A 20,020-nucleotide genomic window follows, 5' to 3' on the forward strand; every position below is an offset into this window, starting at 1 on the left:
GCACAGCACTCGCTGAGTGAAAAGCTGACAGTAGCCAGCAGGGTGCTGGAGGGCGCACTATGGGCTGTTATTTCAATCGGTTATGCCACCTCTCAGGGCGGCAACCTGTTATTGCCGAGGGCGGGTTTGCGTCCCGAAGGGGCAGTCGCTCTGGCGGATCAGCCGCGACCCCTTGCCCTGTTCCCCCTGCCAGCTCAATTCCAGTTTGCCGAGGCGGCCCAGATGGCGCAGCTCGAACTCGTAGCGCTGGCAGAGGTTATCCTGGGGCAGGCTCGCCATACCAGCAGGCAGACGGTATTGATAGCGCAGGAGTGGCCCATCTTCCAGCTTGCTGGTCACCGGCACCAGCCCCTCTGGGGTGGGCAGCGGCGCCCCGAGTGCACGGCGCAAACTGAGCGGCGCATCGATCGCCTTTTGATAGTGCAGGCCGTTCATCGCCGCCAGCTCCTCTTCCAGTCGTTGCAACTCCCCTTCCAGTCCATTGAGCGCGGCCCCCAGCTGCTTGTGGGTCGTTGACGAGGCGCAGCCACCCAACAACAGGGTGGCAAGCAGCAGGGTGGCTCTGATGGGGGGCACGGCATCTCCTTGGCTATGACGATGAAGCGTGAAGGTCAGGTCGGCTGGCCCTGACTATAGCAGGGGATTGCTGGGGGGCGTCCCCTGAAGCAGCTGCGCCAGACGGGCCAGCCCTTCGCCGACCCGGGCGTCGGTGGCGGGTTGGCTCAGGCTCAGGCGCACCCCCTGCGGAGCGGCAAACTGGCCGGCGGCGAAGTGTTCCCCGCTCGCCACGCCAACGTCAAGGGCATCGGCGGCGGCAGCAAACTGCTGGCTGCGCCAGGGCTCCGGCAGCGGCAGCCAGGCGTGCATGCTGCCCGGCTGCCAGCGGGCGGCAGGCAGCAGGTGGCGCAGCAGTTCGCCACGGCGTTTGAGGATCTCCCGCTGCTGCTCGACCAGCGGCATGATCTGGCGCTGACTGACCATTTTGCAGGCGAGCTCGATCAGCAGCGGGCTCACCATCCAGCTCGACAGCCGCATGGTCTGGGCGAAGGCGCTGCGCAGGGCGGGGGGCGTCAGCACGAAGCCCACCCGCAGACCGCCGCAGGCGATCTTGGCCAGACTACCCAGATAGATGACCCGCTCCGGCGCCAGATTGACCAGAGGGATCACCGGTTGCTGGGGCAGCAGGCCGTTGACGTCATCCTCGATGATCAGCAGATCGTGGCGACGGGCGATGGCGACGATGGCCTCCCGCCGCGCCAGACTCATGATGGCGGTGGTGGGGTTTTGCAGGGTTGGCGTGAGGTAGAGCAGCTTGGCCCGGCGGGTGCGGCAGGCGGCGTCCAGCGCCTCGGGCAGCAGCCCCTCCTCGTCCATCGCCAGTCCCACCACCTGATTCTTCAGTTGGCGAGCGTTACCCAGCATACCGGGGTAGCTCAGCCCCTCGCACAGGATGGTCTCCCCCACGCAATTGGTCGCCAGCAGCGCCAGCATGATGCCGTGCTGGGCGCCGTGGCTGAACAGCAGGCGATCCTCACTGCAGGCCACCCCTTGCTCCGCCAGCCAGTTGACGAACTGCTGGCGCTGATCCGGTCGTCCCGCCTCCTTGTCGTAGCCGAGCAGGGCGTTGAGATCCCCGTCCGCCACTTCCCCCAACATGGGGCGAATGATGGCCGCCCGATCCAGCTGTACCGGCAGGTTTTGCCACAGCTCGATGCGGTGCCCCTCTTCCTGGCGGATCACCCACTCATTGGCGGGATCCGTGTTCGCTCCCTTGACCCAGGTGCCGTGGCCCACCCGGGCGGCCAGCAGGCCGCGCCGCTCCGCCTCGCTGTAGGCGCGAGTGACGGTGCCAACGGTGACACCCAGACGATCCGCCAGGGATCGGTGGGTGGGCAATCGGGTCTGCGGTGGCAGCTCGCCATTCACGATCCCCTGTTCGATCGCTTTGACCAGCTTGAGGTAGAGGGGGCCATCGAAGGCCGTAAGGTCGGGCGTCCAGATTGTCATGGTGACAATAAATCCATTGATCAAAATTTGTTGTCAATATAGCGTGAATTTCAACCTGATAACAACCAAATAGCACGCATTGTATCGATACAATGTGGCAAGCAAGGAGTCACAATATGACGATGGAGTGGTATGTCACCCTGTTCGGTTTTGCCGTACTCACCTGCGGTACGCCGGGGCCCAACAACCTGATGCTGACGGCCTCCGGCGCCAACTTCGGGGTGCGTCGCACCCTGCCACATCTGCTCGGGGTGGGGCTGGGGCAGCCGGTGCTGCAGCTGGTGCTGGCGCTGGGGCTTTATCCGCTGTTCGAGCGCTGGCCCTTATTACGCCTCGGTTTGCAGATTTTCGGCAGCCTCTATCTGCTCTGGCTGGCGTGGCGTATCGCGGTGGCCGGGGCGCCGGGGGATCCGGCCAGGAAGGCCCGTCCGCTAACCATGCTGGAGGGGCTGGGCTTTCAGTTCCTCAATCCCAAGGCGTGGATGATGGGGATCTCCGCCATCAGTCTGTTCAGCCTGCCCGGCGCCAGTTACTGGTCGAGTCAGCTGGCGGTGATGGTCATGTTTGCGCTGGTGGCCCTGCCGGTCTGCTTTGTCTGGGTGCTGTTCGGCCATCAGCTGAGCAACTGGATCAGCTCGGATCGGGGCTGGCGGCGACTCAACGGCTCCCTCGGTCTGCTGACGGCGCTCTGCGTGGTGATGCTCTGGTATTGAGCCGTGTTGCGCCGATGGGGGAGGTGGCCGAGAAAGAGGCATTTCTGACTTGTCGCCACGGGGTTGGCTCTGCATATTAGAAGGCTTTCCCCATAACGGGGGCGTTGCATCGACAAGAGGTTGAGATGGATCTGAACTGGTTACTGCCCCTGGCGGGGTTTGCCCTGGTTACCTGCGGCACGCCGGGGCCCAACAATATGTTGCTCACCAGCGCCGGGGCGGCGCAGGGTTTTCGCCGCACGATTCCCCTGCTGGTGGGGGTGGTCGGGGGGATCAATCTGATGATCCTCGCCACCGCGCTGGGGCTTGGCGTGGTGTTCGAGAAGGTGCCGCTGCTGCACGATGGCCTCAAGCTTATCGGTTCGGCGTATCTGCTCTGGCTGGCGTGGAAGGTGGCGACCGCCAGCGGCCCGGCCGAGGGCAACCGTCCGCTCATTCCCGCTCATCAGGGGGCCATGCTGCAACTGCTCAATCCCAAGGCATGGATGATGGCGCTCTCCGCCATCAGCGGTTTCACTCTGGCGGGGGAGGCTTACTGGCCCTCCGCGCTCTGGGTGTTGGTGATCTTCTTTATTACCGGCCTCTACACAGGGGCGTTCTGGGTGCTTTTTGGTGCCCAGGTGCGGCAAATCATCCGCACCGCCCGGGGTTGGCGGCGTTTCAATCTCGGCATGGGGCTGGCGACGGCCGCCTGTGTCGGGATGATCTGGATTTAGCCCGGGGTTGGCCCGGGCCTTTACCGGCTGTCTTGTTGGCCCTGCGGGGCCTTTTTTATCTCGTCCGCGTGGCCTTGCCTGCAAGGTGGCGCGGTTCTGCCCTCCCTTGGGATGAAAGGAGTTCATATGAAATGTATCGGTCTGCTGGGTGGCATGAGCTGGGAGTCCACTGTCAGTTACTATCAGGCGCTCAATCGCGGGGTGCGTGCGCAGCTTGGCGGTTTGCACTCGGCGCGGGTGCTGCTCAATAGCGTCGACTTTGCCGCTATCGAGCGGTTGCAGCATGCCGGTGACTGGCCCGCTACCGCCCGCCTGCTGGCGGCGGAAGCGCGCAAGTTGCAGGATGGCGGCGCCGATTTCTTGCTGATCGGCACCAACACCATGCACAAGGTGGCCCCCGAGATTGAGGCGGCCATCGATATCCCGCTGCTCCATATCGCCGATGCCACCGCGGCCAAATTGCAGGCGGACGGGATAACCCGGGTCGGCCTGCTCGGCACCCGCTTCACCATGGAGCAGGATTTTTACAAGGGGCGCTTGCAGGTGCGCTTCGGGTTGGCGGTGCTGGTACCCGATGAGGCCGGGCGGGAGCGGGTACACAGGATCATCTATGACGAGCTCTGTCTGGGGGAGATCCGCGAATCGTCGCGGGCCGAGTATCTGGCCATTATCGAGGAACTGGCGGCCGCGGGTGCCGAGGCGGTGATCCTCGGCTGCACCGAGATTGCCCTGCTGGTGGGGGATGCCCGGGCGGCGGTGCCGCTCTACGACACCACTGCCATCCATGCCGAAGCGGCGGTCGCGCTGGCACTGGCATCCGATTAATAAACTGGTCAGATCTCACTATTCATGCTTGTCTCATACCCCTTGCCATAAAAGCGTGTAAAATTGCGCCCTGAATTTTCCCCGGCCAACGCGGGTTGGCTGCGGTTTCCTAGCATGCAAGGCTGACATTGTGACTGAAGTAGATAGATTCGCGGATATTCGCCCCTACCGCGATGAAGAAGTGCCGGCAGCCATCGAACGGCTGATCCAGGATGATGAATTTATCGGCGCCATCGCCAAGTATCGTTTCGGTTCCCTGATGAGCTGGCTGGGTTGGGCCATCCGCCCGATGATCCGCCTGTTCCTGCGCCGCAAATGGTCAAAAGTGACCACTGTGCATCAGGTCCAGATGGGGGTCACCCGGTACATGTCCCGTATGATCGCCACCTCCACCAAGGGGGTGACCTTCTCCGGGATCGAGCATCTGAAGAAAGAGCAGGGCTATCTGTTTGTTTCCAACCACAGAGACATCGCCATGGACCCGGCGTTCGTCAACTGGGGGCTGCACACCCACGGTTTCGATACCGTGCGCATCGCCATCGGTGACAACCTGCTGCGCAAACCCTGCGCTACCGAGCTGATGAAGCTCAACAAGAGCTTTATCGTCAAACGCTCCGCCAAGGGGCCGCGGGAGATGATGAAGGCGCTCGGCGAGCTGTCTGCCTATATTGGCAACTCGGTCCACGAAGGTCACTCTATCTGGATCGCCCAGAAGGAAGGGCGCGCCAAGAATGGCGATGATAAGACAGATCCAGCCATCCTCAAGATGTTCTACGTCGACGGCAAGAAGCAGAAGATCGACTTCGTCGACTACATGCGCAGCCTCAATATCGTGCCGGTCAGCATCAGCTATGAGCTGGATCCGACCGACAAGGCGAAGGCGCGCGAGCTCTACGAGAAGTCGGTCAACGGCAGCTATGAGAAGGGCGAGTTCGAGGATATCGAGAGTATCGTCGCCGGTATCGTCGGCATGAAGGGGCGGGTACACGTCTCCTTCGGCGCGCCGATCACCGAGGGTTTCAGCGATCCGGACGAACTGGCCGCGTTGATCGACAAAGCGATCTGGAGCAGCTACCACCTTTTCCCCAGCAACTATCTGGCGGCCGATGTTTCCGGCAAGGCCAACACCATCGAGCAGGCTGCCTTCCTGACCCGTCAGTCAGAGGTGCCGGAAGAGCACAAGGCGATCTGGCGGGCCATGTACGCCAAACCGGTGGAAAATGCCCAAAAGGCTTGAATGAAACCGGTTGTTAAACGGTTTTGCGAAAAAAACGGGCGCTGATGCGCCCGTTTTTGCGTCTGGTCAAAGTCGAGGGGGAAAGGGTGGTGAATAATATGGTTTCAGCTGGTACGATCACTATGAAAATGGGATTATGTCTCTTGGCAAGGTGCTGACGAGTGTGTAACAGTGCCCATATAGCTGAACATGAGCAAAAGCTCTAAACCGGTTTGCACGGATTGCAGACGGCATTATTGAAGGACCTGTCACAGGTCCTTTTTCATTGGCTGGCAAAGATGCTGCCCAGATATACCTAACAGGAAACAGACGCCATGATCACCGGTAGCCTGAACACCCTGCAGCGGACGCCGCTGCCCGCCCCGCTGGCCCGCATTATGGCTGAGGTGGTGAAGAGCGTGGCTCACTGGGGTGACGCTCCGCTCGGCAAGACCGAGATCGATGGCCTCAACCTGTTCTGTCTGGTGAGCGAGAATCTGACCGAGCCAGCCGCGGATCGCCGTGGCGAATTTCATGAGCAGTATCTCGATATCCAGTTGCTGCTGCGCGGTGAAGAGTGGATAGGTGTGGGCCCCCACGACTACGTGAGTGACGGCGCCGACCATCCCCATCCCGACCTCTGGTTTGTCGATGACGAGCAGACCTGCTACCTGGCGCTGCAACCGGGCGATTTCGCCATCTTCTGGCCGGGCGAGCTGCACCGCCCGCTCTGTACCTTCAACCAGCCCGCCAAGGTGAAGAAGCTGGTGGTCAAGGTACACAAGGATCTGCTGGCTATCGCCTGAGCACTCCCATTAAAGCGAGCCCTGCGCAGCTGATGCGTTGAGACTCGCAAGCATTGAAACCAGTGATACGCACCACAAGTTGCGATGACTCTTTCAAGAGCAAGAATTGAAACCAGTGATACGCACCACAGGTTGCGATGACTCTTTCAAGAGCAAGAATTGAAAAATTGGACGCACCCTCCTGCGACCATAAGCCCCCGGCAGGGGAATCCCATCCTCTTTTGGATGACACGACACTGTCGGCATAAAGCCGAAGCACAGGAAGATGTAGAAAATGAGCAAGTTGGTATTGATCCTTAACTGCGGTAGCTCTTCCCTGAAATTTGCCGTAATGGACGCCGAAACAGGTGAGGACATGCTGTCCGGCCTGGCCGAATGCTTCAATCTGGATGATGCACGTATCAAATGGAAACTCCACGGGGTCAAGGGCGAAGCCATGCTGGGAGCGGGTGCCGCTCACCAGGAGGCCCTCGACCATATCGTGGGTCACATCCTGCCGCAGGATCCGACTCTTGCCGAGCAACTGGTGGCCATCGGTCACCGAATCGTACACGGTGGCGAGCAGTTCTCCCGCTCCGTGCGTATCGATGACGGCGTGATCGCCGGTATCGAAGCCGCCATTCCGTTCGCCCCGCTGCACAACCCGGCGCACCTCATCGGTATTCGCGCCGCGCTGAAAGTGTTCCCGCAGCTGTCCGAGAAGAACGTGGCCGTGTTCGACACCGCCTTCCACCAGACTCTGCCGCAAGAGGCCTACCTCTATGCGCTGCCGCACAAGCTCTACCGCGAACACGGCATCCGTCGTTACGGTGCTCACGGTACTTCTCACCGCTACATCGCGGAAGAAGCCGCGAAAGAGCTGGGCAAGCCGTTGAATGAACTGAACATCATCAACTGCCACCTGGGTAACGGTGCCTCTGTCTGCGCCATCAAGAACGGCGAATCCGTAGACACCTCCATGGGTCTGACTCCGCTGGAAGGTCTGGCGATGGGTACCCGCTCCGGTGATATCGATCCGGCCGTGGTCTTCTTCATGCACGACCAGCTCGGTTACAGCGTGGAGCAGATCAACCACACCCTGACCCGTGAGTCCGGTCTGCTGGGGATGACCGAAGCGAGCAGCGACTGCCGCTATGTCACCACCAACTACGCCACCGACGCCGGTGCCAAGCGCGCGCTGGATGTCTTCACCTACCGTGTGGCCAAGTATGTCGGTGCCTACGCCGCTGCGATGGACGGTCGTCTGGACGCCGTGGTCTTCACCGGCGGTATCGGTGAGAACGCTGCCATGGTGCGCGAGATGGTGCTGAACCGTCTGGCTCTGTTCGGCTTCAAGGTGGACAAAGAGGCCAACAACGCCGCGGTACTGGGTGGCGAAGGTCGCATCACCACCGCCGACAGCCGTTGCGCCATGGTGATCCCGACCAACGAAGAGCTGGTCATCGCTCGCGATGCCCTGAGCCTGGTCTGCTAAGTCAACCTCGCTTTGAAACAACGCCCGGCCAGTGCCGGGCGTTGTCATTTCTGGCGTACGCCGATTTGACATGGGGGAGGGGAGCGGTACCCTGACCACCACTGTTTTTGCAGCCAGCGGGCTGCCCGGTTCGGGAGAGAGCAATGAAAGAGGCGTTTTTTAACTGGTTGTCGGGCCTTGGGGTGGAAGTGACCAGCATGATGGCGCTGGTGATCGCGCTGGGTTTTATCGTCATCACCTCGTTGCTGCTGCACATGGTGCTGCACCGGGTGTTGCTGGTCCGGCTGGTGGGGATCCTCGGCAAGGCCAAGCAGGTGTGGCTGCCGCCCCAGTTGCAACAGCGCCTCTTCAACCGGCTCGCCTTCGTGCTGCAGGGGGCCGTGCTGCTCGGTCAGGCGGAGATCTGGCTGCCCCGTCAATCGGATAGCCTCAAGCTTATCGAAATGGTGGCCCAGCTCTGGATTTTGCTGTTCCTGCTGCTGGCCTTCTTCGCCCTGCTCGACTGCCTGTTGTCGGTGAGCCGCTACACCCGCCTTGGTCGGGATTTGCCCCTGCGCGGCATCTTCCAGGGGGCCAAGCTGGTAGGCAGCATTCTGGTGGGCATCCTGATGATCGCCCTGCTGCTCGGCAAGTCGCCGCTGTTCCTGTTCAGCGGTCTGGGTGCCATGACCGCAGTGCTGATGCTGGTATTCAAGGATCCCATCCTCGGGCTGGTGGCGGGGATACAGCTCTCTGCCAACCGGATGCTGAGCGTCGGTGACTGGTTGCAGATGGACAAGTACGGCGCCGATGGCGAGGTGACCGATATTGGCCTCACCACGGTCAAGGTGTCGAACTGGGACAAGACCATCACCACCATTCCTACCTATGCCCTGATCTCCGACTCTTTCAAGAACTGGCAGGGGATGACCGAATCGGGGGGGCGCCGCATCAAGCGCAGCGTCAATATCGACATGACCAGCGTGCGCTTTCTGACGGCCGAGGAGCAGTTGCAGCTCAAGCAGGCCCAACTGTTGGCACCCTATCTGAGCCGCAAGGAGCAGGAGCTGAGTGCCTACAACCAGCAGTTGAGCGATGCCCTGAGTTGCCCCATCAACGGCCGTCACCTCACCAACCTCGGCACCCTGCGCGCCTATCTGGATGCCTACCTGCGTGCCCACCCCGGCATTCGCAAGGACATGACCCTGATGGTGCGCCAGCTGGCACCCACGTCAGACGGTCTGCCGCTGGAAATTTACTGCTTTACCGCGACAACGGCATGGGCCGATTACGAAGGGATCCAGGCCGATATTTTCGACCATATCTTCGCCATCATTGAGCAATTTCATCTGCGGTTGCATCAATCTCCCACAGGTTACGATATGCGTGCCTGGCAACGGGGATAAACAGGGAAACCGGACGGGTCGGGGACGCGGAAAAAACCGCATATTAATCATCGACCCGTCGCCACTTGTCAGTTGAAATTTGCCGTGCAGAGGAGAAAAATGGCGGCCTTCTCTTCGCGCCCCTGATCCCCTCTTGATCAGCTGCCAGCCCAGAGACGTCACTTCAAGTCATCATCATGGGAAAGTTATGAAGATCCTTCGCAATAGTGTGGCAACACTCTGCTACAGCCTGCTGCTGACCGCTGCGCCGGTTTTCGCTGTTGAATATGCTCTGCCTGCGGCCAACAGCCGTCTGGTAGGGGAAAATCTGGAATATGTGGTTCCGGCCGAAGAGAACGGCCAGCCGCTGGAGGCCATTGCGGCCAAATTCCAGCTGGGGCTCACCAACATGACCGAAGCCAACCCCGATGCGGATCCCCTGCTGGTACAGACCGGCGAGAAGCTGGTGATCCCCCAGCAACTGATCCTGCCGGATGCACCCCGTGAAGGGATCGTGCTGAACGTGGCCGAGATGCGCCTCTACTACTACCCCAAGGGTAAAAAAGTGGTGGAAGTGCTGCCCATCGGCATCGGCCAGCTCGGCACCGATACTCCGGAAAACTGGGTGACCAGTGTGCAGCGCAAGAAAGCGGGCCCGACCTGGACCCCGACCGCCAAGATGCATGCCGAATATGCCGCCCGTGGCGAGAGCCTGCCTGCGGTATGGCCGGCCGGCCCGGACAACCCCATGGGTCTGTTTGCCCTCTACATCGGAAAGATGTACGCCATCCACGGTACCAACGCCAACTTCGGCATCGGCCTGCGGGTGAGCCACGGCTGTGTGCGTCTGCGCAACGACGACATCGCCTACCTGTTCAAGCAGGTACCGGTCGGTACTCGCGTCCAGTTCGTCAACCAGCCGATCAAGGCCTCTCTCGAGCCCAACGGCATCCGCTATCTGGAAGTGCACCAGCCGCTGTCGCGCAGCGAAGAGGAGTTCAACTCCAAGCTGCCGGCACCGCTGCCGATGACCCCGGCGGTGACCCGCTTCATTGCCCATGCCGACAGCGACTCCCAGCTGGTGAAGCAGGCGCTGGAGCAGCGCAACGGCATGCCGATGGCGATCAACCGCTAACGGCAAATCCCCGTCATGACAAAGGGCGAACAGCATGCTGTTCGCCCTTTTTGTTTCTGCTAGGTTGACTCAGCTTCGCAGCAGATTTGCCTGCAGCTCGCTGCCGAGCTGATCGAGCAGCTGATAGCGCGCCTTGTAGCTGGCCCGCTTGCGGGAGGGGATCTCCTCCAGCGTCTTGCGGGGCACCTCCAGCGGCAGGCTCATCCAGAGTTCATCCTGCACGCAGCCCTGATGCTCCTGCCACAAGCCGTCGAGGTCGAACTTGACCCGATCGGCGGTGCGCTTGCTGCTCTGATAGACGTGGCTTTGGGTGCGGATCCCGAGCAGGCTCTTGCACGCCAGCCCCCGGGCCAGCTCGGCGGCCATATAGACCAGCAGGGACATGGGGCGCAGCCCGCCGCACGCCTTGGTGACCAGCTTGATCTCCTCGCTCTGCCCCTTGCCGCCTTGCAGCGAGCAGATCTCGAGGGTCGGGTTCGGCGCAGGGCGCAGATTGAGGGCCATGTAATAGAGCGCAGCGTCACCCAGCTTGAGGGTCAGGCTCATCTCCCCCTCTTTGCCCATGTGGGTTTGGTAATCCAGTTGCAGGGTGAGGGGGGCAGTCAGCTTGTCGCTCTGCCACTGGGCCAGCAGCAGGCCGCGCCCGCTGTAGATCGCCAGCTGTTGCGCCTTGGGCAGCTGACGCGCCAGCTGCTGGTAGTGGCCGCTGATAAGCCCGGCTCGCAGGCGCTTGCGGAGCCCCTTGTGGCGATAGGGGTGGATCGGCTTTTCCAGAATATCGGGGAAGCGGCTGATCGCCTGCGCCAGCAGCGGTTGCTCCTGCTGCTGGCGATAGAGGGCGCGGGCGCCGGGATTGAGCCAGAGACGCCCCACATACTTGGCCCGTCGGATGAGATGGCCCGACTCCTCCACCGGGTGAAGGCGGCGGGCGAGGGTTCGCAGGTGTGACAGATGAGATGACATGGTGCCGACCTCTGACTGGTGTGATGAGACAGGGCGGGGAGTGTAGGAGCGGGGCGCTGGCTTGTAAAAAAATGGATAGTAACAAAATGTGAAAACATAACGCTCAGTAACGGCTGGCGCTGCGATATGGCTGCCACGGCCACGGCAGGAAATCTGGCGCCATCCTCTTGATGCGGCAGATGATTTGATGCGCAAAGGTTTTTATTGTGTTTTGTGTTTGTTAAAAGTGGTTGAGCTGGCGCGAACGGCTGATTAAGCTAGGCCGGTTTTTTAGGGATGAGCCCGTCACCAGAGCGGGCAGAGAATGACACAAAACGGAGTTTTGCATGACAGCTAGCACACCCATGTTAATCACCTTCCTGGTGTATATCCTCGGAATGGTGTTGATCGGCTTCGTCGCCTATCGCGCCACCCGCAACTTTGATGACTACATTCTGGGCGGCCGCCGGATGGGGAGCTGGGTTACCGCTCTCTCTGCCGGCGCCTCCGACATGAGCGGCTGGCTGCTGATGGGGCTGCCCGGCGCCGTCTTCGTCAGCGGCATCTCCGAGAGCTGGATTGCCATCGGTCTGGTGATCGGCGCCTACCTCAACTGGCGCTGGGTAGCGGGTCGCCTGCGGGTACATACCGAGAAGAACCGCAACGCCCTGACCCTGCCGGACTATTTCACCTATCGCTTTGAAGATCACAGCAAGGTGCTGCGCATTCTCTCGGCGCTGGTGATCCTGCTCTTCTTCACCATCTATTGCGCCTCCGGCGTGGTGGCCGGTGCCCGTCTGTTCGAGAGCACCTTCGGCATGGATTACAACACCGCCCTCTGGGTCGGTGCCGCCGCCACCATCACCTACACCTTCTTTGGCGGCTTCCTCGCGGTGAGCTGGACCGATACGGTGCAGGCGACCCTGATGATCTTCGCCCTGATCCTGACCCCGGTCTTCGTCATCATCGCCGTGGGCGGGATAGACAGCGCCATGATCGAGGTGGCCGCCAAGAGCGCCACCAACCTCGACATGTTCAAGAATCTGGATGTGATCGCCATTGTCTCGTTGATGGCCTGGGGCCTTGGTTACTTCGGTCAGCCCCACATTCTGGCCCGCTTCATGGCGGCGGATTCCCACCACTCCATGGCCAATGCCCGTCGCATCAGCATGACCTGGATGGTGTTCTGCCTCGCTGGTGCGGTGGCCATCGGCTTCTTCGGTCTGGCCTACTTCGCCCGTTTCCCGGAAGTGGCGGCTGGAGTGACCGGCAACCCGGAGCGGGTCTTTATCGAGCTCTCCAAGATCCTGTTCAACCCCTGGATCGCCGGTGTGCTGCTCTCCGCCATTCTGGCGGCGGTGATGAGCACTCTAAGTTGTCAATTACTGGTCTGCTCCAGCGCCATCACCGAGGATCTCTACAAGCCCTTCCTGCGCAAGAACGCCTCCCAGCGTGAGCTGGTGTGGGTGGGTCGCCTGATGGTGCTGCTGATCGCGGTGATTGCCATCGCCGTCGCCATGAATCCGGAAAACCGGGTGCTGGGGCTGGTGAGCTACGCCTGGGCCGGTTTCGGTGCCGCCTTTGGCCCCGTGGTGCTGCTCTCGGTGCTGTGGCCGCGGATGACCCGCAACGGCGCGCTGGCGGGCATGCTGGTCGGTGCCATCACTGTCATCGTCTGGAAGCAGTTCGGCTGGCTGGGGCTGTATGAGATCATTCCGGGCTTCCTGTTCGCACTGCTGGCCATTGTGGTGGGCAGCCTGATGGGCGAAGCGCCCTCAAAATCGATGCTGGAGCGTTTCCGCGATGCCGAGGAGGAGTACAACACCCCGGTCGAGAGAGCGGGAGAACCAGTCGCGGTGAACTGATCCCCCTTACCGCTTTCTGATTGAGAGCCCCGCCCCCGGACAAGGAGTGCCCTGGTTGGCCATCCTTGCACCGGTTTGGCGGGGCTTTGTGCTATCTGATTCACTCTTGGGCACTTTTTTATGTTCGGCCGGTGGCTCCCGGGTGCTCGCTTTCTTTTGTCTTGGCACCGAATATGGGACACTAGGCCGCCTGAAGGAGACCTAGTGCATGCGGCTATTCACCCTGATCCTGATCCTCCTGCTGGGGGGACTGCAATATGACCTCTGGCTGGGGAAGAACGGGCTATCCGATTATCAGAACCTGTCGGAGGCCATCTCGCAGCAACAGCGGGACAACCAGACTCTCAAGGATCGTAACGACCTCATTTACCGCGAGATAGATGATCTCACCTCTGGCCTCGAGGCCATCGAGGAGTTGTCGCGCAACGATCTGGGTTACATCAAGCAGGGGGAGACCTTCTACCGGATCATCCCCAAAGAGAAAGACAAAGAGACAGCTCCGGACGATGAGCCCTACGATGACTGATGCCAGCCGGGTATCCGGCCTGACGGCGATCGTCCCTGCCGCCGGTATCGGCAGCCGGATGGGGGCCGATTGCCCCAAGCAGTACCTGCAACTGGCGGGTAAAACCATTCTCGAACATACCCTGGAGCGGCTGCTCTCCCACCCGGCCATCGCCCAGGTGATCGTGGCGCTGGCGCCCCATGATCGCTGGTTCGAGGCCCTGCCCGTGGCGGCCGACCCGCGCATTGTGCGGGTAGAGGGAGGCGCCGAGCGCGCCTTTTCCGTCCTCAATGGTCTCCATGTGGCGCAAGGGGAGTGGGTGCTGGTGCACGATGCGGCCCGCCCCTGCCTGACTCACGGCGATCTCGATGCGCTGATTGCCGCGGCCATGAACTGCGGCGGTGCCATTCTCGGCAGTCGGGTGCGCGATACCATGAAGCGCTCCGATGGGGAGGGCAATATCATCGCTACCGTCGAGCGCGAGCAGCTCTGGCATGCCCTGACGCCGCAGATGTTCCCGACCCGAGCCCTGAAGCGGGCGCTGGAAGAGGGGCTACTGCTGGGCGCCACCATCACCGACGAGGCCTCCGCCATGGAGCGGGCCGGATTCACGGTGCGGATGGTGGAGGGGCGCGCCGACAATATCAAAGTGACCCGGCCGGAAGACTTGTCGCTGGCGGGGCTGTTTTTAAGCCAGCAGGCATAAGCCCCTCAGTCAGAACAGACCGTTCAGAGCAGAGTGTCTCGAACAAACAGGCCCGAACAAGGAGTTAGCATGATCCGGATTGGACATGGTGTGGACGTACACAAAATTGATGGGGTTGGTTTCAGCATGTTGGGAGGTTGCCGCTGATGATGCGCATTGGTCATGGTTTTGATGTCCATAAATTTGGTGGTGTTGGCCCCTGCATGCTGGGTGGCGTGCCGGTTCCCTACGAGCAGGGGCTGGTTGCCCACTCTGACGGCGATGTGGTGCTGCACGCGGTAAGCGATGCCCTGCTGGGGGCTATCGGTGCCGGTGACATCGGTCGCCACTTCCCCGATACCGCTGCCGAGTTCAAGGGGATCGACAGTCGCATTCTGCTGCGTGATGTCTTTGCCCGGGTACAGAAGGCGGGGTATGCCATCGGCAACCTGGATGTGACCATCATCGCCCAGGCCCCCAAAATGGCCCCCCATATCGACGCCATGTGCGCCGTGCTGGCCGCCGATCTGCAATGTGATTTGAACCGGGTGAACGTCAAGGCGACCACCACCGAACAGCTTGGGTTTACGGGGCGCAAGGAAGGGATCGCCACCGAAGCCGTCGTCCTACTGGTGAAACAATAATGCTGGAACAACTTGCCTATCTGCACGGGGTGCCCACTGCCCGCGGTATCCTCAAGGCCGAGGCCGCCGATTTCGTGGTCAATGAAGATCTCGGCTTCGAGCCCTGCGGGGAAGGGGAGCATATTTTCGTCCGGGTGCGCAAAACCGGCGAGAACACCGCCTGGGTGGCGGGTCTGCTGGCCGATGCGGCCGGGGTCAACCGCAATGCGGTGACCTGGGCGGGCCTGAAGGATCGCCACGCGGTGACAGAGCAGTGGTTTGGCATTCACCTGCCAGGCAAGGCCGAGCCGGACTTGTCGGTCATCGAGAGCGACAGCATCCAGATCCTGCAAGCCAGGCGTCATAACCGCAAATTGCGGGTTGGCTACCTCAAGGGCAACCACTTCACCCTGCGTCTCACCGGTCTGGAACAGGCCGACGGGCTGGAAGCGCGCCTGCAGGCCATCGCCACTCAGGGCGTGCCCAATTACTATGGTGAGCAGCGTTTTGGCCGCGATGGCAACAACCTGGAAGCGGCCAAGGCGATGTTTGCCGGCAAGCGGATCAAGGATCGCAACAAGCGCTCCCTCTACCTCTCTGCCGCCCGCAGCATGCTGTTCAACGCCATTGTCAGCGCCCGTATCGAGCAGGGGCTGGCTCATCAGCTGCTGGCCGGTGATTGCGTGATGCTCAAGGGCACCCACTCCATCTTCAGCGAAGAGAGCGTGACCCCCGAGCTGGAAGCGCGTCTTGCCTCCGGCGACGTGCAGCTCACCGCCCCCCAGTGGGGCCGTGGCCGCTTGGCCAGTCAGGGCGCCGCTGCCGAGTTCGAACAGGGAGTGCTGGCCCCTTACAGCGATTGGTGTGACGGGCTGGAGAAAGCCGGGCTGGATCAGGACAGGCGCCCCCTGCTGCTCAAGCCGGAGCAGATGAGCTGGCAGCTGGACGGCGAGGCGCTGACCCTCTCCTTCTTCCTGCCGGCGGGCGCGTTTGCCACCAGCGTGGTGCGCGAGTTAATGCAGGCCGAAGAGGCCGATCACGGTTTCAGGAATCAGACCGATGCGAATTCTGGTCAGTAATGATGATGGTGTGCATGCAGAGGGCATTCGTGCCCTCAGCGAGGCGCTGCGCGCCTGCGGCGAGGTCATTGTGGTGGCGCCGGATCGCAACCGCAGCGGCGCGAGTCACTCCCTGACGCTGGAAGTACCGCTGCGGGTTACCCGCATCGCAGAAAACGGCTTTAATGGGTGCGAGAGCTATGCGGTGAAGGGGACGCCGACCGACTGCGTGCATCTGGCGGTCAACGAGCTGGTGCGTCCTGAACCCGACATGGTGGTGGCCGGCATCAACCACGGTGCCAACTTGGGGGATGATGTCATCTACTCGGGCACGGTCGCCGCGGCCACCGAGGGGCGCCATCTCGGCTACCCCTCCATCGCCATCTCGCTGGTGGGCAAGACCCACTTCGCCACGGCGGCCCACTATGCGGCCCTGCTGGTGAAGGGGCTGATGAAACACCCCCTGCCTGCCGATCAGATCCTCAACGTCAACGTGCCGGACTTGCCCCTCGAGCAGATCAAGGGGATCAAGACCACCCGCCTTGGCAATCGCCACCGGGCGGAGTCGGTGATCTGCACCGAGGATCCCCGTGGTCAGCCCATCTACTGGATCGGCCCCCCCGGTAGCCAGCAGGATGCCGGTGAAGGCACCGATTTTGCCGCCATCGAGCAGGGCTATGTCTCGATTACCCCCCTGACCATCGATATGACTGCCTATGACAGTCTCGCCGGTCTGGGGGCCTGGTTAGATCTGCAGGGATGAGGGTGGTGTGATAGTACAGCGCCTGTTAAATCAGCTCATTGCGCAGGATATTCGCGATTTTCGCGTGCTGGCGACCATCGCGAAAGTGCCGCGCCAGCTGTTCGTGGACGAGGCCATGGCGCACAAGGCGTGGGACAACACCGCCCTGCCCATTGGCCACGGCCAGACCATTTCGCAGCCCTATATGGTGGCGCGAATGACCGAGTTGCTGATGCAAAACAATCCGGCCCATGTGCTGGAGATTGGCACTGGCTCGGGCTACCAGACGGCGATCCTCGCCCATCTGGTGGAGCATGTTTATACCGTGGAGCGGATCAAGTCGCTGCAGTTCCAGGCAAGACGCCGGCTGCGTCAGCTCGATTTGCACAATGTCTCGGCCAAGCACGGCAACGGCTGGCTGGGGTGGCCCAACAAGGGGCCTTATGACGCCATTCTGGTGACGGCCGCGGCGAGCGAGATCCCGACGGCGCTCACCGATCAGCTGGCCGAAGGGGGTCGACTGGTGTTGCCCGTGGGTGACAGCCAGCAGACCCTGCAGCTGATCGAACGATCCGGATCCCAGCTGACCAGCCGTATTCTGGAGCCGGTACGTTTTGTTCCCCTGATTGACGGAGATGTTGAGTGAAGTTGTTTTCCCGTTTGTACGTACTGGTGATGCAGTGGGCTCGCCACAAGCATGCCCCCTGGTATCTCTCCATCACCGCTTTCATCGAGTCGGTGTTCTGGCCGATCCCGGTGGACGTGATGCTGGCACCGATGGCGCTCGCCAAGCCCCACAAGGCGTGGCACTACGCCACGCTGGCTACCGTCTTCTCTGTGCTGGGCGCCCTGTTTGGCTATGCCCTTGGCTATGCCCTGTGGGATCCGGTCGTACTGCCACTGGTGGAGTCTGTGGGCTATCAGGACAAGATCGAGATTGCTCGCAACTGGTTTGAGCAGTGGGGGATCTGGGTCATTTTCATTGCCAGCTTCACCCCTATCCCCTACAAGGTGTTTACCGTGACGGCAGGGTTGTTGCAAATGGCTCTGCTGCCCTTCATCATCACCTCCCTCATCGGTCGTGGCATGCGCTTTTTCCTGGTTGCGGGCCTGATGCGCTGGGGTGGCGAGAAGATGGAACGCAAACTGATGCACTACGTAGATGTGCTCGGTTGGCTCTGTATTGGTCTGGCCGTGGTGGCCTATTTCTGGTTTAGTCGTTAAGGATCCATTATGCGTTCGCGTATTTGGCAAGGAAGCAGTGTCGTGGTGTTGTCATGGCTGCTGCTTGCCTGCTCCTCCAGTAAAAATGCAGCTCCGGTAGATGGTGTTGATGAGGGGCAGTTTGTCTCGACCATTCCGGCTCGCCAAAGCGGTGCCCAGGTCAGCGCCCCCATTCAGGGCGGCAGCTATGTGGTGAAACGGGGCGATACCCTCTACTCCATCGCCTTCAACTCCGGCAACGATGTGCCGTCGCTGGCCAGCCTCAACAACATCAGCCCGCCCTACAACATCTATCCGGGGCAGCGACTGCGACTCGATGGTTCCAGCGCCAGTGTTGGCAGCAGCCGCAGTGCCGGTACCTATGAGGTGCGCCGCGGCGATACCCTGAGCAGCATTGGCCGCCAGTTCGGCATGACGCCGCAGGCGCTGGCCCAGAGCAACAACCTGAGCGCCCCCTATGCGCTGCAACCGGGTCAGGTGCTCAATGTCCAGACCGCAGGCGGCGGTTCGACCCAGATGGTAGCTGCGACTCGTCCGGCAACCGTGACGCCGGTGGCCGTGAGCCGTCCGAGCAGCGGTCCGCGTCCGTTGGCCGAGCCGAGTGGATCTGGTCAGACCACGCCGTTCATCTCTCAGAAATCCGTTGCTCAGGCAGCACCGAAGGAATACGCTCAGTCCAAAGAACAAAAAATAAACAACTCCCAGTCGAGACTTGCTTGGCACTGGCCCGCAAAAGGCCGGATTGTCGAGGGGTTCTCTGTTGCAGAACAGGGTAACAAGGGGATCGACATAGCCGGCCAGAAGGGGCAACCCGTCTACGCCGCCAGCAGCGGTAAAGTGGTATACGCTGGCAGTGCTTTAAGGGGGTACGGCAAGCTGATTATCCTCAAGCATGATGATGACTATCTCTCCGCTTACGCACACAACGACGAGTTGCGGGTGAAGGAAGGGGACAGCGTCAAGGGGGGCTCGGTCATTGCCAACATGGGTAGCACGGACGCGCCGGATGTGCGATTGCATTTCGAGATCCGGTACAGAGGCAAGTCGATCAATCCGATGAGCTATTTGCCAAAGCGTTAACCCCAGAGAGACCGTCTTACTCTGGTAACGTCAGGGAGACACACCATGAGCCAAGAACAACTGGTAATGCAGGATGCAGAGTTAGAGTTTGACGCTGAACCCGAATCTCACGAGGTAGAAGAGTTGCAGGAGGTAGCCGCCGAGGCGGACGAGACTATCTCCGATGAATTGCTGGCACCTGAGCTGAACAAGGTGATGGATGCCACGCAACTCTATCTGGGGGAGATAGGTTTCTCCCCGCTGCTCACTGCCGAAGAGGAAGTCTACTACGCCCGTCGTGCCTTGCGAGGTGACAAGGCCGCCCGCAAGCGCATGATCGAATCCAACCTGCGGCTGGTGGTGAAAATCGCCCGTCGTTACAACAACCGCGGGTTGGTGCTGCTGGATCTTATCGAAGAGGGCAACCTCGGTCTTATCCGTGCGGTCGAGAAGTTCGACCCCGAGCGCGGCTTCCGTTTCTCTACCTATGCCACCTGGTGGATCCGTCAGACCATAGAGCGGGCCATCATGAACCAGACCCGCACCATCCGTCTGCCCATTCATGTGGTCAAAGAGTTAAACGTTTACCTGCGCACCGCGCGCGAACTCTCTCACCGTCTCGATCATGAACCGACCGCCGAGGATATCGCCTTCGCGCTGGATCGTTCGGTGGATGATGTGAACCGCATGCTCAAGCTCAACGAGAAGATCACCTCGGTGGACACCCCCATAGGTGGCGATCGCGACAAGGCGCTGCTGGATGTCCTCTCCGACGAGCGCGGCATGGGGCCGGAGCTGGAGTCACAGGAAGATGATATGCGCAGCAGCATTGTCCACTGGCTTGAGGAGCTCAACCCCAAGCAGCGGGAAGTGTTGGCCCGTCGTTTCGGTCTGCTGGGCTACGAGCCCGCTACCCTCGAGGATGTGGGGGCCGAGATTGGCCTGACCCGCGAGCGGGTACGCCAGATCCAGGTCGAGGGGCTGCGCCGTCTGCGGGAGATCCTGCTGAGCCAGGGGCTCTCCATCGAGGCGCTATTTCGTACCAATTAAGTCCGCACCAA

Annotated in this window: 21 protein-coding genes; 18 read left to right on the top strand and 3 right to left on the bottom strand. The window is 61.2% G+C overall.

From position 1 onward, the window contains the following. Positions 1–108 precede the first annotated feature (108 nt). Both ACTG2U_RS16930 and ACTG2U_RS16935 read right to left on the bottom strand, forming a co-directional pair. Positions 109–576 (bottom strand): hypothetical protein, encoded by a 468-nt coding sequence (locus ACTG2U_RS16930; RefSeq protein WP_439974810.1) that lies wholly within the window; start codon positions 574–576, stop codon positions 109–111. Positions 577–630: 54 nt separating this feature from the next. Then, the gene (locus ACTG2U_RS16935) at positions 631–2,007 is read right to left on the bottom strand and encodes an aminotransferase-like domain-containing protein (protein ID WP_213389355.1); all 1,377 of its coding nucleotides are present in this window, start codon (positions 2,005–2,007) and stop codon (positions 631–633) included. Positions 2,008–2,123: 116 nt separating this feature from the next. Between ACTG2U_RS16935 and ACTG2U_RS16940 the strand changes: the two genes are divergently transcribed. The 8 genes from ACTG2U_RS16940 (at position 2,124) to ACTG2U_RS16975 (ending at position 10,256) form a co-directional block, all read left to right on the top strand. Next, entirely contained in the window at positions 2,124–2,720 is a 597-nt protein-coding gene (locus ACTG2U_RS16940) for a LysE family translocator (RefSeq protein ID WP_139478236.1), read from the top strand. Between the two features lie 125 nt (positions 2,721–2,845). Then, the gene (locus tag ACTG2U_RS16945) at positions 2,846–3,436 is read left to right on the top strand and encodes a LysE family translocator (RefSeq protein WP_005335534.1); all 591 of its coding nucleotides are present in this window, start codon (positions 2,846–2,848) and stop codon (positions 3,434–3,436) included. A 126-nt stretch (positions 3,437–3,562) separates the two neighbouring features. Next, a complete protein-coding gene (locus tag ACTG2U_RS16950; RefSeq protein ID WP_439974811.1) occupies positions 3,563–4,261 on the top strand; it encodes an aspartate/glutamate racemase family protein in 699 nt (232 codons plus the stop codon). A gap of 130 nt (positions 4,262–4,391) precedes the next feature. Next, positions 4,392–5,498 (top strand): 1-acyl-sn-glycerol-3-phosphate acyltransferase, encoded by a 1,107-nt coding sequence (locus ACTG2U_RS16955; RefSeq protein WP_042084524.1) that lies wholly within the window; start codon positions 4,392–4,394, stop codon positions 5,496–5,498. A 314-nt stretch (positions 5,499–5,812) separates the two neighbouring features. Beyond that, positions 5,813–6,283 (top strand): YhcH/YjgK/YiaL family protein, encoded by a 471-nt coding sequence (locus tag ACTG2U_RS16960; RefSeq protein ID WP_439974812.1) that lies wholly within the window; start codon positions 5,813–5,815, stop codon positions 6,281–6,283. 274 nt (positions 6,284–6,557) lie between these two features. Continuing rightward, positions 6,558–7,757, top strand: a complete 1,200-nt coding sequence (locus tag ACTG2U_RS16965) for an acetate kinase (protein ID WP_005354534.1) — start codon at positions 6,558–6,560, stop codon at positions 7,755–7,757. 143 nt (positions 7,758–7,900) lie between these two features. Then, a complete protein-coding gene (locus tag ACTG2U_RS16970) occupies positions 7,901–9,142 on the top strand; it encodes a mechanosensitive ion channel family protein (RefSeq protein ID WP_319888992.1) in 1,242 nt (413 codons plus the stop codon). Positions 9,143–9,329: 187 nt separating this feature from the next. Then, entirely contained in the window at positions 9,330–10,256 is a 927-nt protein-coding gene (locus ACTG2U_RS16975) for a L,D-transpeptidase family protein (protein WP_005335523.1), read from the top strand. A gap of 69 nt (positions 10,257–10,325) precedes the next feature. Here the strand turns inward: ACTG2U_RS16975 and ACTG2U_RS16980 are convergent, their stop codons facing one another. Further along, positions 10,326–11,219: a VirK/YbjX family protein gene (locus tag ACTG2U_RS16980; protein WP_019446170.1), complete on the bottom strand. Its 894-nt coding sequence runs from the start codon at positions 11,217–11,219 to the stop codon at positions 10,326–10,328. Between the two features lie 326 nt (positions 11,220–11,545). Here ACTG2U_RS16980 and putP point away from each other — a divergent pair, with 326 nt between their 5' ends. The 10 genes from putP (at position 11,546) to rpoS (ending at position 20,009) form a co-directional block, all read left to right on the top strand. After that, positions 11,546–13,063, top strand: a complete 1,518-nt coding sequence (gene putP, locus ACTG2U_RS16985) for a sodium/proline symporter PutP (protein ID WP_439974813.1) — start codon at positions 11,546–11,548, stop codon at positions 13,061–13,063. A 208-nt stretch (positions 13,064–13,271) separates the two neighbouring features. Next, positions 13,272–13,589: a cell division protein FtsB gene (ftsB, locus tag ACTG2U_RS16990; RefSeq protein WP_005335520.1), complete on the top strand. Its 318-nt coding sequence runs from the start codon at positions 13,272–13,274 to the stop codon at positions 13,587–13,589. Then, positions 13,582–14,274 carry a 2-C-methyl-D-erythritol 4-phosphate cytidylyltransferase gene (gene ispD, locus ACTG2U_RS16995; protein WP_021229511.1) on the top strand — a complete coding sequence of 231 codons (693 nt, stop codon included), beginning with the start codon at positions 13,582–13,584 and terminating at the stop codon, positions 14,272–14,274. The genes ftsB and ispD overlap by 8 nt, the downstream gene beginning before the upstream one ends. 146 nt (positions 14,275–14,420) lie before the next feature. Then, on the top strand, positions 14,421–14,897 hold the full coding sequence (gene ispF, locus ACTG2U_RS17000) for a 2-C-methyl-D-erythritol 2,4-cyclodiphosphate synthase (protein ID WP_005335518.1): 477 nt from the start codon (positions 14,421–14,423) through the stop codon (positions 14,895–14,897). Continuing rightward, complete coding sequence (gene truD, locus ACTG2U_RS17005) at positions 14,897–15,955, top strand: tRNA pseudouridine(13) synthase TruD (protein ID WP_429012256.1); 1,059 nt, start codon at positions 14,897–14,899, stop codon at positions 15,953–15,955. Before ispF ends, truD begins: the two co-directional genes overlap by 1 nt. Next, on the top strand, positions 15,936–16,697 hold the full coding sequence (gene surE / locus ACTG2U_RS17010; RefSeq protein WP_005335515.1) for a 5'/3'-nucleotidase SurE: 762 nt from the start codon (positions 15,936–15,938) through the stop codon (positions 16,695–16,697). Before truD ends, surE begins: the two co-directional genes overlap by 20 nt. A gap of 7 nt (positions 16,698–16,704) precedes the next feature. Next, positions 16,705–17,322 (top strand): protein-L-isoaspartate(D-aspartate) O-methyltransferase, encoded by a 618-nt coding sequence (locus ACTG2U_RS17015; RefSeq protein ID WP_005335507.1) that lies wholly within the window; start codon positions 16,705–16,707, stop codon positions 17,320–17,322. Further along, entirely contained in the window at positions 17,319–17,900 is a 582-nt protein-coding gene (locus ACTG2U_RS17020; protein ID WP_005354505.1) for a YqaA family protein, read from the top strand. Before ACTG2U_RS17015 ends, ACTG2U_RS17020 begins: the two co-directional genes overlap by 4 nt. Positions 17,901–17,909: 9 nt before the next feature. After that, positions 17,910–18,980, top strand: coding sequence for a LysM peptidoglycan-binding domain-containing protein (locus tag ACTG2U_RS17025; protein WP_429012257.1), 1,071 nt, complete (start codon positions 17,910–17,912; stop codon positions 18,978–18,980). Positions 18,981–19,025: 45 nt separating this feature from the next. Then, a complete protein-coding gene (gene rpoS / locus ACTG2U_RS17030) occupies positions 19,026–20,009 on the top strand; it encodes an RNA polymerase sigma factor RpoS (protein WP_005335504.1) in 984 nt (327 codons plus the stop codon). Positions 20,010–20,020 lie beyond the last annotated feature (11 nt).

Origin of the sequence: Aeromonas sp. 95A, assembly GCF_051919235.1 — a bacterium.
Taxonomy (GTDB): Bacteria; Pseudomonadota; Gammaproteobacteria; order Enterobacterales; family Aeromonadaceae; genus Aeromonas; species Aeromonas veronii.